Source organism: Streptomyces albidochromogenes, from assembly GCF_005981925.1.
GTDB classification, from domain to species: Bacteria; Actinomycetota; Actinomycetes; order Streptomycetales; family Streptomycetaceae; genus Streptomyces; species Streptomyces albidochromogenes.
The window spans coordinates 1-977 of sequence record NZ_VBVX01000660.1; the positions used below are offsets into that span (position 1 = coordinate 1).

The 977-nt window shown below is 72.5% G+C and carries 1 protein-coding gene; it reads right to left on the minus strand.

Features of this window, described 5'->3' with window-relative positions:
- Positions 1-89 precede the first annotated feature (89 nt).
- Entirely contained in the window at positions 90-899 is an 810-nt protein-coding gene (gene proC, locus E2E34_RS34625) for a pyrroline-5-carboxylate reductase (protein ID WP_138905758.1), read from the minus strand.
- Between the last annotated feature and the right edge of the window lie 78 nt (positions 900-977).

Consider the following 977-nt stretch of genomic DNA (forward strand, 5'->3'; position numbering starts at 1 on the left):
GAGGTGGGGGTGGGGTGAGTGACGGTGCGGGTGGAGCCGGTCCGGTGGGACGGTCGGCTCTCACCCGGCCCGGCTCCGGCCTCCGGGCGTCAGCCGTTGCCGGAGGCGAGCTCGCGGCTGCGGTCGCGGGCTGCCTCCAGGGCGGCGATGAGGGCGGCTCGTACACCGTGGTTCTCGAGCTCGCGGATCGCGTTGATGGTGGTGCCGGCGGGGGACGTCACGGCTTCCCGGAGCTTGACCGGGTGTTCGCCGCTGTCGCGCAGCATCACGGCCGCGCCGATGGCCGCCTGGACGATCAGGTCGTGGGCCTGGGCGCGGGGCAGGCCCAGGAGGATGCCGGCGTCGGTCATCGCCTCGACGAGGTAGTAGAAGTACGCCGGGCCCGAGCCGGAGAGGGCGGTGGCCGCGTCCTGCTGGCTCTCCGGGACGCGGAGCGTCTTTCCCACGCCGCCGAAGATCTCCTCGGTGTGCAGGAGGTGCTCGGCGGTGGCGTGCGTACCGGCCGAGATGACGGACATCGCCTCGTCCACCAGGGCGGGGGTGTTCGTCATGACGCGCACGACGGGGGTGTTTGGGGCGAGGCGCTCTTCGAAGAAGCCGGTCGGGATGCCGGCCGCGCCGCTGATGACGAGGCGGTCGGCGGGGACGTGCGGGGCGAGTTCGTCGAGGAGCTTGCCCATGTCCTGGGGCTTGACCGTGAGGATGAGGGTGTCGGCGCGCTTGGCGGCTTCGGCGTTGCTCACGGACTCCACGCCGTAGCGGGTGCGGAGTTCTTCCGCGCGCTCGGGGCGGCGGGCTGTGACCAGGAGGTCGGCGGGGCGCCAGCCGGCGCGGATCATTCCGCTGAGCAGGGCCTCGCCGATCTTTCCGGTGCCGAGGACTGCGACTGTCTGGGTCATGCGGTTCACCTCGCCGGTGGAGCTGCGTGCGCGTCGGTTCGTGGGGGTGCGCCTCGTTCCGCGCGTCCCGGGGACATC

Excerpts from the sequence above, each read along its gene's own strand:
- proC (WP_138905758.1), bottom strand. The coding sequence starts at position 899 with ATGACCCAGACAGTCGCAGTCCTCGGCACCGGAAAGATCGGCGAGGCC.